This is a genomic window from Geobacillus sp. 47C-IIb, from assembly GCF_014679705.1.
GTDB classification, from domain to species: domain Bacteria; phylum Bacillota; class Bacilli; order Bacillales; family Anoxybacillaceae; genus Geobacillus; species Geobacillus thermodenitrificans.
Map to the genome: position 1 here is coordinate 3,478,502 of NZ_CP061473.1, position 12,409 is coordinate 3,490,910.

The following is a 12,409-nucleotide window of genomic DNA, read 5'->3' on the forward strand; positions in this document are numbered from 1 at the left end:
GTTTCATGATATCATCTTTTTAGATTAATTTAGAAACAGTGTTTCGCAATAAGAAACAAGAAAGGAGAAAGAAACGATGACTGAGTATGTGCAAGCGGGGACAATTCAAGTCGCGAAAGTGTTGTATGAGTTTGTCAATGAGGAGCTGTTGCCGAACAGCGGACTTGACCAAGACAAGTTTTGGAGCGATTTTGCCGCGCTGATCGCCGACTTGACGCCGCGCAATAAAGAGTTGCTTGCGCGTCGCGACGAGATTCAGGAGAAATTGAATGAGTGGTATAAAGAACACCGCGGCCGCTTTGATTTTCATGAATATAAAGCGTTTTTAACGGACATCGGCTATTTGGAGCCAGAAGTGGAGGATTTTGAGATTACGACTGACAATGTCGATGAAGAAATTGCCGTGCAAGCAGGGCCGCAGCTCGTCGTTCCGCTGACGAACGCCCGCTACGCGTTAAACGCTGCCAACGCCCGTTGGGGCAGCTTGTATGATGCGCTGTATGGCACGGACGCCATTAGTGAAGAAGACGGCGCCGAGCGCGGTTCGTCGTACAACCCGGTGCGCGGAGCGAAAGTCATTGCTTACGGGCGGCAATTTTTAGATGAAGCAGTACCGCTTGTGGAACACTCCCATAAGGATGCTGTCCAATACGCCATTGTTGATGGGAAGCTTGTCGTGACGACAGAAGGAGGGGCGACGACAGGGCTGAAAGAGCCGGAAAAACTCATCGGCTTCCAAGGCGAGCCGCAAAACCCGACGGCGGTGTTGCTGAAAAACAACGGCCTTCATATTGAAATTCAAATCGACCGTGAACATCCAGTCGGCAAAACAGATAAAGCCGGCATCAAAGACATCGTCTTAGAAGCGGCCGTGACGACGATTATGGACGGCGAAGATTCGGTCGCAGCTGTCGACGCCGAGGACAAAGTGGTCGTGTATCGCAACTTGTTCGGGTTGATTAAAGGCGATTTGACGGCGACGTTTGAGAAAAACGGGAAACGGCTGACGCGCACCTTGAATCCGGATCGTGAGTACAAAACGCCAGATGGCGGGGAGCTTGTGCTGCCGGGTCGTTCGCTCATGTTCGTGCGCAACGTCGGCCATTTGATGACAAACAACGCTATTTTGGATGCGAACGGCGAAGAAGTGTATGAAGGAATCATCGATGCGGTAGTTACGAGCTTAATCATGAAACATTCACTCATCGGCAACACGCGCTACTTGAACTCGCGCAAAGGCTCGATTTACATCGTCAAGCCGAAAATGCACGGATCGGCAGAAGTGGCATTTGCCAATGAGCTGTTTGACCGTGTCGAGGATATGCTCGGCCTTGAGCGGAATACGATTAAAATTGGTGTTATGGATGAAGAACGGCGGACATCGCTCAATTTGAAAAACTGCATTTACGAAGTGCGCGACCGCATCGTCTTCATTAATACCGGCTTCCTCGACCGGACTGGAGATGAGATTCATACATCGATGGAAGCAGGACCGATGCGGCGCAAAAACGATATGAAGTCGTCGACATGGCTGGCCGGCTATGAAAAATCGAACGTGGCGGTCGGGCTCGCAGCCGGATTCCGCGGCCGGGCACAAATCGGTAAAGGGATGTGGGCGATGCCGGACTTGATGGCGGAAATGCTGAAACAAAAAGGTGCGCAATTAAAAGCCGGCGCGAACACCGCATGGGTACCGTCTCCGACTGCTGCTACGCTCCATGCGCTCCATTATCATCAGGTGAACGTTGCTGCCGTACAAAATGAGCTGGCCAATGATCGGAATGATTATCGCGACGACATTTTGCAAATTCCGGTTGTCGACAACCCGCAATGGACGGCGGACGAAATTCAAGAAGAGCTCGACAACAACTGCCAAAGCATTTTAGGTTATGTTGTCCGTTGGATTGACCAAGGGATCGGCTGCTCGAAAGTGCCGGACATCCACAACATCGGATTGATGGAAGACCGGGCCACGCTCCGCATTTCGAGTCAAATTCTCGCCAACTGGCTTCACCACGGTATTTGCACGAAAGAGCAAGTGTTGGAGACGTTCAAACGGATGGCGAAAGTCGTCGACGAACAAAACGCCGGCGATCCGAACTACCGCCCGATGGCGCCAAACTACGACGATTCAGTGGCGTTCCAAGCGGCATGCGATCTCGTGTTCCTCGGCTATGAACAGCCAAATGGTTATACGGAGCCGATTTTGCATCGTCGCCGCCAAGAAGCAAAAGCAAAATTTGCTGCCGTTCAACAGTAAGCGATCCATTGCAAATGAACAAGGGCCGAGCGCCCTTGTTCATTCCTACTCTTATTGATTAGAAAATTCAAAAAATAATAGAAAGGGGGCAGCTCCTAGTTGCTACTGGCCGGTTACAGAACGCAAAGCAGCATGAAGGCGGCATAGATGGGACGAGGTTAGTAGCTAGGGATTGGTTATGGAAAATTTGCGGGAACGAGCATTACTTGTCCACCGACAGGCAAAAGGAAAACTGTCGGTTGAAGTGAAAGTGCCTGTTGTGGATGCAAATGACTTAAGCGTCATTTATTCGCCGGGAGTGGCTGAACCGTGCAAAGAAATTTACGCCAACAAAGATGAGATGTATGACTATACGATAAAAGGCAATTTCGTCGCCGTTGTTTCCAACGGTACTGCGGTGCTCGGGCTCGGCAACATCGGTGCGCGGGCGGCGCTTCCGGTGATGGAAGGGAAAGCCGCCTTGTTTAAAGCGTTCGCCGGCATTGATGCGGTGCCGCTTTGCTTAGACACCGAGGACCCAGAACAAATCATCCAAACTGTCAAACTGCTCGAGCCAACATTTGGTGGTATCAATTTGGAGGATATTTCCGCCCCTGCCTGCTTTATCATTGAAGAGCGGCTGCGCCAAGAAATGGCGATCCCTGTGTTTCACGATGATCAGCACGGTACGGCTATTGTCGTCGCCGCTGGGCTGACGAACGCCTTGAAAGTTGTCGGCAAACGGCTCGCCGATTGTCGGGTTGTCATCAACGGTGCAGGCGCTGCCGGGGTGGCGATCGCCAAACTGCTGTTGTCGATCGGGGTCGGCGACCTCATTGTTTGTGATACAAAAGGCGCGATTTATGAAGGGCGCCCACACGGTATGAATGCCATGAAAGAGGAATTAGCAAAACAGACGAATCAGCGCCGTGTTTCCGGGATGCTGGAAGAGGTGATTTCAGGTGCCGACGTGTTTATCGGCGTCTCAGTTGCCGGTGCGCTGACGCCGGCAATGGTTCGGTCGATGAACCGGGGGGCGATTGTATTCGCCTTGGCCAATCCGGTGCCGGAAATCATGCCGGATGAGGCGAAAGCCGCAGGCGCTGCCGTCGTGGCAACCGGCCGCTCAGACTTGCCGAACCAAGTGAACAATGTGCTGGCGTTCCCCGGCATCTTCCGCGGTGCGCTCGATGTGCGGGCGACGCAAATTAACGAGGCGATGAAAATCGCTGCTGCCGAAGCCATCGCCGGGCTCATTCAGCCGGAAGAACTGACTGAGGAGTACGTCATCCCGAACCCGTTTGACCAACGTGTTGTGGCGGCGGTCGCTTCTGCTGTTGCCCGTGCTGCCATCGAGACCGGGGTGGCTCGGAACAAGGAGAAATATGAGGGAAAAACCTTGTTAGAGAGGGGTAACCACCAATGAAGTTTGCCCGTTTTATCGCCGCTGGCGAGATTCGCACCGGTGTAGTGAGCGGCGAAGTCATCCGTGAAATTGAAGGAGACATGTTTACGGCTTGGGATTATACCGGCAACGTATTTCACTGCAATGACGTTTCGTTTGTGGCACCGCTTGTGCCGCGCCATGTGATCGGCATTGGCGCTAACTACGTGGCAGCGCGTGAACAACTGCCGGCTCAACTGCCGGACATTCCTGTCTTTTTCTTTAAACCGTCTTCATCGGTCATCGGTCCGGAAGCGGACATTGTCATTCCAAACGGAATCGACGAAGTGAAGTTTGAATCTGAGCTGGCTGTTGTCATCGGCAAAGAGGCAAAACAAGTGAGCGAGGAGAACGTATGGGCGTACATTTTTGGTTATACGGTCGCCAACGATGTCACTGCGCCACAATTTTTCCATCCAGATGGGCATTGGACGGTTGGAAAATCGTTCGATACGTTCACACCGCTAGGGCCGGTTATTGAAACGGAACTCGAGCCACGGTCGGTGTCGGTTAAAGCGCGGGTCAATGGCGAGGAAAAACAAAACAGTCCGACCGAGCTGATGATTATCTCGATCAGCAAAATGATTTCGTATTTGTCTTCTGTGATGACGCTGCAGCCGGGTGATGTCATTTTAACGGGAAGCCCAGTCGGCGCTGAGCTTGTCGGTCCGGGAACTGTCATTGAGTGCGAAGTGGACGGCATCGGCACGCTCCGCAATACGTTCGTCGCCGCCAAAGCGCCGGCCGTCTCCTCCTAGCAAGGATCACACGCTATGTTCCGCTGTTTAGGAGAGGCGCTTATCGGCGTAGTGCCCGACGTGACACGGCGTCGCCTTCTGTGCCCACCGCTGCCGAGGCGCCTGCAAACGCCCGGCCGTTCGTGTATAATGGCGAGTGGAGAGAACAAATCGAGGTGAACAAAATGGAAAAAGAGAATATCGTCAAGTCTGTCAGCCGGGCACTTCAGATTATTGACATCGTCAGCACGAAAAAAGATGGGCTGGGTGTTACGGAAATCGCTAAACAAATGGACATTAACAAAAGCTCAGTGTACCGCATTTTAACGACGCTCGCCCAGCATGGTTATATCGAGCAGCATCCGGAAACAGAGCGATATAAGCTCGGTTATAAGTTTTTAGAAATTAGCTCGAAATTGCTTGATTCGATCGATTTGCGCCAAGAGGCGCGGCCGTATTTGCGCCAGCTTGAAAAAGAAACGAACGAAGTCGTCCATCTCGTCGTCTATGATCAAGGGGAAGTCATTTATATTGAAAAATTAGAGGGAACGGAAACGCTGCGCATGCATTCGAAAGTCGGCAAGCGGGCGCCGATGCATTGTACAGCGGTCGGCAAGGCGATTTTAGCTTATTTGCCGCCAACAGTTACCGCAGAGATCATCGATCGGAAAGGGCTGCCCAAGCATACCGATTTGACGATCACGGACCGCGAGGCGTTTTTCCGTGAGCTCGATTCCGTCCGGCAAAACGGATATGCACTCGATTTGGAAGAAAACGAGTATGGCATCCGTTGTGTGGCTGTTCCGATTTTTGATTACACCGGCAGTGTTGTTGCTGCTGTCAGCGTCTCCGGCCCGACGATTCGCATGACGGATGACCGTATCGCCGGGCTCGCTATGCGCATGCGCCAGATCGGCAAGGAACTCTCTGCTCGGCTTGGCCATCGATCGGCCCATTCCGTCCAGCTGTAACAGCTGGGCGTTTTTTTCTGTAGCCGGCTATAGCGTCGACAGTACATCATGGCGAGGCATGCCATCTAATAGGTGATAAGCGTTGTATCAAAAACTCCACACGGGCTATTTCCGTGAGCATCACGGGGCAAGCAGAGACAGGGGAAGGGGCATGGGGAGAGCAGTTTGCTTTGGCTGCCGCTGTTTTTTGCCATGCAAATAGAAGGAGTAGGCTATTCTCTCTTATTTCTTGTAAAATAGAAACGAGGTGATTTGCAACGTGAAAAAACAGACGCTTTCTGAATGGATCGAACAGCTCCGCCAAGATCCGAATGTCGTGTATTGGCACGAAATCGAACCAAAAGAAGCTGATACGGTCCCGTTTCCAGCCGAGATCGACGCGCGGCTGCGCGCGGCGCTTGAAGCGCGCGGCATCGCCTCGCTTTATACGCACCAAGCGGCGGCGTATGAGGCGGTGCAAAGCGGGCGGAATGTTGTTGCTGTGACACCGACTGCTTCCGGAAAAACGCTTTGCTACAATTTGCCTGTGCTTCAGGCGATCGCCAAAGCGCCCGAAAGCCGCGCCCTCTACTTATTTCCAACCAAAGCGCTCGCTCAAGACCAAAAAAATGAATTGAACGAAATAATCGCTGAGATGGACGTGCCGATTTATAGCTATACATATGACGGCGATACAGCACCGGCGTTGCGGCAAAAAATCCGCCAAGCCGGCCATATTGTAATCACGAATCCGGATATGCTTCATACGGCGATTTTGCCGCATCATACGAAATGGATTTCACTGTTTGAACAGTTGCGTTATGTCGTCATCGATGAACTGCATACATATCGAGGGGTGTTTGGCAGCCATGTGGCAAACGTCATCCGCCGCTTAAAACGAATATGTGCGTTTTACGGCAGCCAGCCGACATTTATTTGTACGTCAGCAACGATTGCTAATCCGCAAGAGCTGGCTGAGCGGTTGACCGGCGAGCCGATGACGCTCATTGACAACAACGGGGCACCGCGCGGGCGGAAACATATCGTATTTTACAACCCGCCGGTCGTCGAACGGACGATGAACGTTCGCCAAAGCGCAACAAAAACAGCGGTGGAACTAGCACGGCAACTGCTTGTCAATCGCATCCCGACGATTGTTTTTGCCCGCAGCCGCGTCCGTACCGAACTCATTTTGAGCCATTTGCAGGCGGCGGTGAAGGAACGGATTGGCGAAACGACGATTCGAGGCTACCGCGGTGGCTATTTGCCGAATGAACGGCGTGCCATTGAAAACGGGCTACGCAATGGGGACATTATCGGCGTGGTCAGTACGAACGCACTCGAGCTTGGCGTCGATATCGGCCAGCTGCAGGCGTGCATTTTGACCGGCTATCCGGGAACGATCGCCAGCACGTGGCAGCAAGCCGGGCGTGCCGGACGGCGTCATGGCGACTCGCTTGTGATTATGGTTGCCAGCTCGAGTCCGCTTGACCAATATATCGTCTCCCATCCGGAATACTTTTTCGCCCGTTCTCCGGAGACGGCCCGCATCAATCCAGACAATATGCTCATTTTGGTCGATCATTTGAAATGTGCCGCATATGAGCTTCCGTTCCGGCGCGGCGAGACGTTTGGCGGCATCGACGTTGAAGACGTGCTCGACTTTCTGGTCGACCAAGGAGTGCTTCATGAGCGGGCCGGGCGTTGGCATTGGATGAGTGATGCCTTTCCGGCGCAAAACATTAGCTTGCGCTCGGCGGCCCAGGAAAATGTGGTAATCATCGATATTTCAAATATAGCGCGCCACCGCGTCATCGGCGAAATGGACCGCTTCAGCGCCATGACGCTGCTCCATGAAGAAGCGATTTATTTGCACGAAGGGACGCAATATCAGGTTGAAAAGCTTGACTGGGAGGAGAAAAAAGCGTACGTCCGCCAAGTCGATGTCGAGTATTTCACCGATGCCAATTTGGCTGTACAGCTTGACGTGCTGTCTAATGACCGGAGCGAAGAGCGCGGGGCGATGGCGGTGCACTACGGTGATGTGTCCGTCCGGGCGATGGCGACGATTTTTAAAAAATTGAAACTGTCAACGTTTGAAAATATCGGCTCGGGACCGATTCGCCTTCCGGAAGAAACGCTTCATACGTCGGCAGCATGGTTTGAATGGAAAGAAGTTCCATCGGAATTTTCCCCAGCATTATTCGAACATTTGCTTGTCGGCCTCGCCAACGTGCTCAGCCATCTTGTTCCGATCTTTGTCATGTGCGACCGCTCGGACGTTCACGTTGTTCCACAGCTGAAGGCGCCGCACTCCGGACGGCCGACGATTTTTCTTTACGACCGCTATCCGGGCGGTGTCGGCTTATCGGAAGCTGTATTTGAACGGTATGAAGAAATACTCGAGAACGTAAAGGAATGGGTGAAGCGCTGTCCGTGCAGCGATGGTTGCCCGTCATGCATCGGCGTTTCCGACACAGGGGGGCAGCCGGTGAAGCGTGAGCTTATTCAGTTTTTAGATGAACAGCTTGCAGTATGGAGCGGCTCGCTTGTTTCGCACCGCAGTTGTGAAGAAAACTGAGTGGCGTCGCCAAGCTTGAGTGCCAGCGGGCGGGGAAACTAAAGCGGCTTTCTTGAGCGTTCGCGCGCTAAATTTATAGGAGGAAGAGAGCGAGCGGAAAGGAGGAGGGTGAATGAAACCGAAGCTGTCGCAGTGGAAAGAGCTGCTTGCCGCTCGGCACAAAAAAAAGACGGCGGATGAAAAGAACGAAATGGAACCGAGCGAACGTGGGGCGACGGACGTGCCTTATGTTGACATTTGGCAGGAATACGGGACGAAGCCGTACTGGTTTGCCGGGGATTATTGCCTCATCCGGGAGACGGTGTACCCGCTTGATTATCAGCATGGCTGCTACCGTCTTGGGGCGCTGCATGATGTGCACCGGCGCTGGCAGGAAGCGTCGTTTTCCCACCCGCTCTCGTGCCGCGGATTCGCTGTTAGCGACCTATTCTTTTTTGACACAGAAACGATGGGGCTTTCAAGCGGAGTGGGAACGGTCATGTTTCTGCTCGGCCATGCCCGCGTCCTTGGCGATCGCATCATCATCCGCCAGCACGTTTTGCCGCATCCGGGGGCGGAGGTGGCGCTGTATCAAAGCTTTTTATCCGATGTCGACTATACGACTCTTGTTACGTATAATGGAAAGGCGTTCGACTGGCCGCGGCTAAAAACACGCCATGCCCTTGTCCGCGACATGGTGCCGAAGCTGCCGGCGTTTGGTCACTTTGATTTGTATCACGCCGCTCGTCGTTTATGGAAAGACAAGCTCGATTCGCTTCGCCTAGCGGAGGTCGAAAAGCACATTCTTCAGATTGAGCGGGATGATGATGTGCCCGGCTTTTTGGCACCGATGATATACCAGGAATTTTTGCAAACGCCTCATCCGGATCGGATTATGCCGGTATTGCGCCACAACGAACAAGACGTGTTGTCGCTCATTGCGCTCTACATCCATTTATCGATTCAGTTGCTCGAAGCGATGCAGATCTCTGACCCGCGGGAGCAGCTGGCCGCGGCCCGTTGGCTCGAAGCGGTGGGGGAAACGGCGGCTGCTCGGGGCGTGTATGAACAAGCGAGCAGCAAAGAGGTGAAAGAAGCGCAGGCGGCGAAATGGCAGCTGTCGCTTTTGTATCGGAGAGAAAGGCGCTATGAAGAGGCGGTTGCCATTTGGCGCGACTTGTTCAATCATGGAAGCGCCTCTTGGAAGACGAAAGCCGGTCTTGAGCTGGCAAAAGCGTATGAGCATCATTTTCGCGATGCAGCCGAAGCGCACCGCTATGCCGCCGCAGCGTATGAAGCCTGGCGCTCGCTTGCCAAAGCAAGTCGGCAAGGCATGGAGAAGGAGGAACAGGAGTGGCGCAAGCGGCTTGAGCGGTTAACGCGCAAGAAAAATAAGTTAGGGAAATGATAGGCCCATTTCCCTGGCAAGCGCAAAATATGACAGAAAAATAAAAAAATTTTCCTTTTCGTTTCGAATCTTGTAGAAAAAAAGAAAAATGTGTACAATGGCATCGGAGTGAACGAAAACGATGGCAGGGAGAAGAGCGCGATGCGGAGCATGTACAAAAAAATTTTGTACCTCTTTTTTATTGTTATTGGCTTGACGTTTGTCGTTTTCCATTATGTGTATTAACGCAGTAATTCGTGAACGTTTTCCCAAATGAGGCTATGGCCGAACCGGGTTGCGCGGCGTCTTGAAATCGCGGGGCGGAGGAATAAGTGCGGCTGTCATTATGTATAAAATGGGTGCTTACACTAGTACAAGACCGACCTGTTCATCATAGGCTAGTATTGTCAATCAATAGCTTAGATGATGAAAGGAGAAGGATGCTATGCATTGCCCACCGTATGTGACGGCGCCGATCGTCCATCCGCCTCTATGCCGTGTTCAACACCATTTCCAAGCAACGATTGTACCACACATTCACCCATCACACACAACACACGTTTTTCATCACTTGTATGAACATCGTCATTATTTCCCGCATACGGAATCGGCTGTTGCTCAGGACGCCAACCGGCACTTGTGTTGTTCGGGGCCGATGGGGCCGTTTCCAGCTAGATACTAGATGTGAAAAACAGGGGCCGCTTCGTCGGCTTCTGTTTTTTTTGGCGGCGAATGGCCAACGCTGCCGGTTGTGTCGTCTTGGTTAGCGAGCGTTTTTCCGCGCGGGCAGGAAGGTTGCCTTCTAGCGTTATGTTGTCTGATTCTACGTGTTCGGCAGCACAAACATCAATTGACAACCGGCGTAATTTCTGAAAAAATAAAGGAAAGATGATTGTTGAATGCGGATTGAGGTGAAAAGCCATGTCAGCCAATCAGGTAAAACTGACACCAAAAGACATTTTGGAAAAGGAATTTAAGGTAAGTATGCGGGGGTACAATCAAGACGAAGTGGATCAATTTTTGGACATCGTTATTAAAGATTACGAGGCGTTCCAGCAAGAACTTGACGAGCTGCGCCAAGAAAATGCCCGACTGAAGCGGCAAGTTGAGGAGTTGCAAAAGCGGCCGACCACGCCGACAGGAACGACGAACTACGATATTTTGCAGCGCCTGTCGAACTTAGAGAAACATGTGTTCGGCCGGAAGCTGTATGAATAGATAGTTTGAAGAACAAGGTCAGTATATAAAAATAACAAAATTTCCCTCTTGATTTCATTCGAAAAATCATCTATACTGTAAGATGCTCGCAACGTTAATCATGTTCGGGTAATCGCTGCGGCCGGTTTCGGCCGTAGAGGAAAGTCCATGCTCGCACGGTGCTGAGATGCCCGTAGTGTTCGTGCCTAGCGAATCCATAAGCTAGGGCAGTCTGGCTTCGGCTGGGCTGACGGCGGGGAAAGAACCTACGTCCGAATGCGGATATGGTTCGATTACCCTGAAAGTGCCACAGTGACGGAGCTCTAAGGGAAACCTTAGAGGTGGAACGCGGTAAACCCCACGAGCGAGAAACCCAAATGATGGTAGGGGCACCTTCCCGAAGGAAATGAACGGAGGGAAGGACAGGCGACGCGTGTTGCCTGTAGATAGATGATTACCGCCGGAGTACGAGGCGAAAAGCCGTTGGCAGTACGAAGGTACAGAACATGGCTTACAGAACATGATTAACGTGGTGATGGAAGCGTGAAAAGCCCTCCTGCATGAAGGAGGGCTTTTCGTTTGCGTGTTTTTCGCAACTAGGCGGATATAATGGAAGTATGTCCAATTGGTGCGATACATACCGTTTGCGAGGGGGAATAGAATGAAATCATTTTCCATCATTGCGACGGCTGCGATGGGGCTCGAGTCGGTTGTTGCCGAAGAAGTGCGACGGCTCGGCTACGAATGCCGGGTGGAGAACGGCAAAGTGACGTTCGAAGGCGATGCGCTCGCCATTTGCCGAGCCAACCTTTGGCTGCGCACCGCCGACCGCGTGAAACTGAAAGTTGGCGAATTTCGAGCGACGACGTTCGAGGAGCTGTTTGAACAGACGAAAGCATTGCCGTGGGCTGATTATTTGCCGAAAGACGCTGAGTTTCCGGTCATCGGGAAATCGGTGAAGTCGACGTTGTTTAGCGTTTCAGACTGCCAAGCTATCGTCAAAAAAGCGGTCGTGGAAAGTTTAAAAGAGCGCTACCACCTGTCATGGTTTCCCGAAACCGGCCCGCTTTGCCGCATTGAAGTAGCCCTTCATAAAGACATTGCCACGTTGACAATTGATACAAGCGGTGTCGGGTTGCATAAGCGCGGCTACCGTGCTCGTCAAGGAGAAGCGCCGCTTCGGGAAACGCTTGCCGCTGCCTTAGTATTGCTCACGAACTGGACGCCGGATCGCCCGTTTGTCGATCCGTTTTGCGGTTCGGGCACGATCGCCATCGAAGCGGCGCTCATCGGGCAAAACATCGCCCCTGGGTTTAACCGCGATTTCGTTTCTGAACAATGGCCTTGGATCGGGGAGCGCGCATGGAATGAAGCACGCCAAGAAGTGGAAGATATGGCACGCTATGATGAGCCATTGGATATTTGCGGGATTGACCTTGACCCACACATGGTGGAAATGGCCAAGGCGAATGCAGCCGAAGCTGGGTTGGCCGATCTCATTTCTTTTCAAACAGGACGGGCGGAACAGTTTCGGACAGATAAATCGTACGGGGTGATTGTCAGTAATCCGCCATACGGTGAACGGCTCGGCGAACGGCGGGAGGTCGAAGCCCTCTACCGCGCCATCGGCCGCACTTTCTCCGCCTTAGACACATGGTCGGTATACATTTTAACTGCCCATCGCGGCTTTGAAACTCATTATGGCCGCCCGGCGACGAAGCGGCGCAAGCTGTTTAATGGCTTTATTGAGACGCATTACTATCAATATTGGGGGCCGCGGCCGCCACGCCGAAGCTAGAAGTTGACTTCTCGACGGTCATCCATCATAATATAATCTTGTTACTAGAATTAAGGCGCGCAACGATGTGGTTGCGCGCTTATGCATGATGATGCCG

The 12,409-nt window shown here is 52.5% G+C and carries 10 protein-coding genes and 1 other RNA gene; all 11 read left to right on the forward strand.

Annotated elements, in window-relative coordinates; all coding sequences use genetic code 11:
* Positions 1 to 76 precede the first annotated feature (76 nt).
* The 11 genes from IC804_RS17470 (at position 77) to IC804_RS17515 (ending at position 12,312) form a co-directional block, all read left to right on the forward strand.
* The gene (locus IC804_RS17470) at positions 77 to 2,260 is read left to right on the forward strand and encodes a malate synthase G (protein ID WP_081157383.1); all 2,184 of its coding nucleotides are present in this window, start codon (positions 77 to 79) and stop codon (positions 2,258 to 2,260) included.
* Between the two features lie 178 nt (positions 2,261 to 2,438).
* A complete protein-coding gene (locus IC804_RS17475) occupies positions 2,439 to 3,665 on the forward strand; it encodes an NAD(P)-dependent malic enzyme (protein ID WP_060475815.1) in 1,227 nt (408 codons plus the stop codon).
* A complete protein-coding gene (locus IC804_RS17480; RefSeq protein ID WP_011887305.1) occupies positions 3,662 to 4,441 on the forward strand; it encodes a fumarylacetoacetate hydrolase family protein in 780 nt (259 codons plus the stop codon). Before IC804_RS17475 ends, IC804_RS17480 begins: the two co-directional genes overlap by 4 nt.
* A gap of 164 nt (positions 4,442 to 4,605) precedes the next feature.
* A complete protein-coding gene (locus tag IC804_RS17485; RefSeq protein WP_008879327.1) occupies positions 4,606 to 5,391 on the forward strand; it encodes an IclR family transcriptional regulator in 786 nt (261 codons plus the stop codon).
* 259 nt (positions 5,392 to 5,650) lie between these two features.
* Positions 5,651 to 7,951: a DEAD/DEAH box helicase gene (locus tag IC804_RS17490; protein WP_008879326.1), complete on the forward strand. Its 2,301-nt coding sequence runs from the start codon at positions 5,651 to 5,653 to the stop codon at positions 7,949 to 7,951.
* Between the two features lie 112 nt (positions 7,952 to 8,063).
* The gene (locus IC804_RS17495) at positions 8,064 to 9,338 is read left to right on the forward strand and encodes a ribonuclease H-like domain-containing protein (RefSeq protein ID WP_008879325.1); all 1,275 of its coding nucleotides are present in this window, start codon (positions 8,064 to 8,066) and stop codon (positions 9,336 to 9,338) included.
* Positions 9,339 to 9,428: 90 nt separating this feature from the next.
* On the forward strand, positions 9,429 to 9,563 hold the full coding sequence (locus tag IC804_RS18945) for a hypothetical protein (protein ID WP_255505869.1): 135 nt from the start codon (positions 9,429 to 9,431) through the stop codon (positions 9,561 to 9,563).
* Between the two features lie 199 nt (positions 9,564 to 9,762).
* The gene (locus tag IC804_RS17500; RefSeq protein WP_078172623.1) at positions 9,763 to 9,999 is read left to right on the forward strand and encodes a CotD family spore coat protein; all 237 of its coding nucleotides are present in this window, start codon (positions 9,763 to 9,765) and stop codon (positions 9,997 to 9,999) included.
* A 239-nt stretch (positions 10,000 to 10,238) separates the two neighbouring features.
* On the forward strand, positions 10,239 to 10,535 hold the full coding sequence (gene gpsB / locus IC804_RS17505; protein ID WP_008879323.1) for a cell division regulator GpsB: 297 nt from the start codon (positions 10,239 to 10,241) through the stop codon (positions 10,533 to 10,535).
* A gap of 100 nt (positions 10,536 to 10,635) precedes the next feature.
* Positions 10,636 to 11,033: RNase P RNA component class B (rnpB, locus tag IC804_RS17510), an RNA gene on the forward strand.
* A gap of 142 nt (positions 11,034 to 11,175) precedes the next feature.
* Positions 11,176 to 12,312: a THUMP domain-containing class I SAM-dependent RNA methyltransferase gene (locus IC804_RS17515; RefSeq protein ID WP_029760867.1), complete on the forward strand. Its 1,137-nt coding sequence runs from the start codon at positions 11,176 to 11,178 to the stop codon at positions 12,310 to 12,312.
* The last annotated feature ends 97 nt before the right edge of the window (positions 12,313 to 12,409 follow it).

What these genes read in the sequence shown, in the direction of transcription:
- IC804_RS17470 (WP_081157383.1), top strand. Translation starts at nt 77, where the DNA reads ATGACTGAGTATGTGCAAGCGGGGACAATTCAAGTCGCGAAAGTGTTG.
- IC804_RS17475 (WP_060475815.1), top strand. Translation starts at nt 2,439, where the DNA reads ATGGAAAATTTGCGGGAACGAGCATTACTTGTCCACCGACAGGCAAAA.
- IC804_RS17480 (WP_011887305.1), top strand. Translation starts at nt 3,662, where the DNA reads ATGAAGTTTGCCCGTTTTATCGCCGCTGGCGAGATTCGCACCGGTGTA.
- IC804_RS17485 (WP_008879327.1), top strand. Translation starts at nt 4,606, where the DNA reads ATGGAAAAAGAGAATATCGTCAAGTCTGTCAGCCGGGCACTTCAGATT.
- IC804_RS17495 (WP_008879325.1), top strand. Translation starts at nt 8,064, where the DNA reads ATGAAACCGAAGCTGTCGCAGTGGAAAGAGCTGCTTGCCGCTCGGCAC.
- IC804_RS17500 (WP_078172623.1), top strand. Translation starts at nt 9,763, where the DNA reads ATGCATTGCCCACCGTATGTGACGGCGCCGATCGTCCATCCGCCTCTA.
- gpsB (WP_008879323.1), top strand. Translation starts at nt 10,239, where the DNA reads ATGTCAGCCAATCAGGTAAAACTGACACCAAAAGACATTTTGGAAAAG.
- IC804_RS17515 (WP_029760867.1), top strand. Translation starts at nt 11,176, where the DNA reads ATGAAATCATTTTCCATCATTGCGACGGCTGCGATGGGGCTCGAGTCG.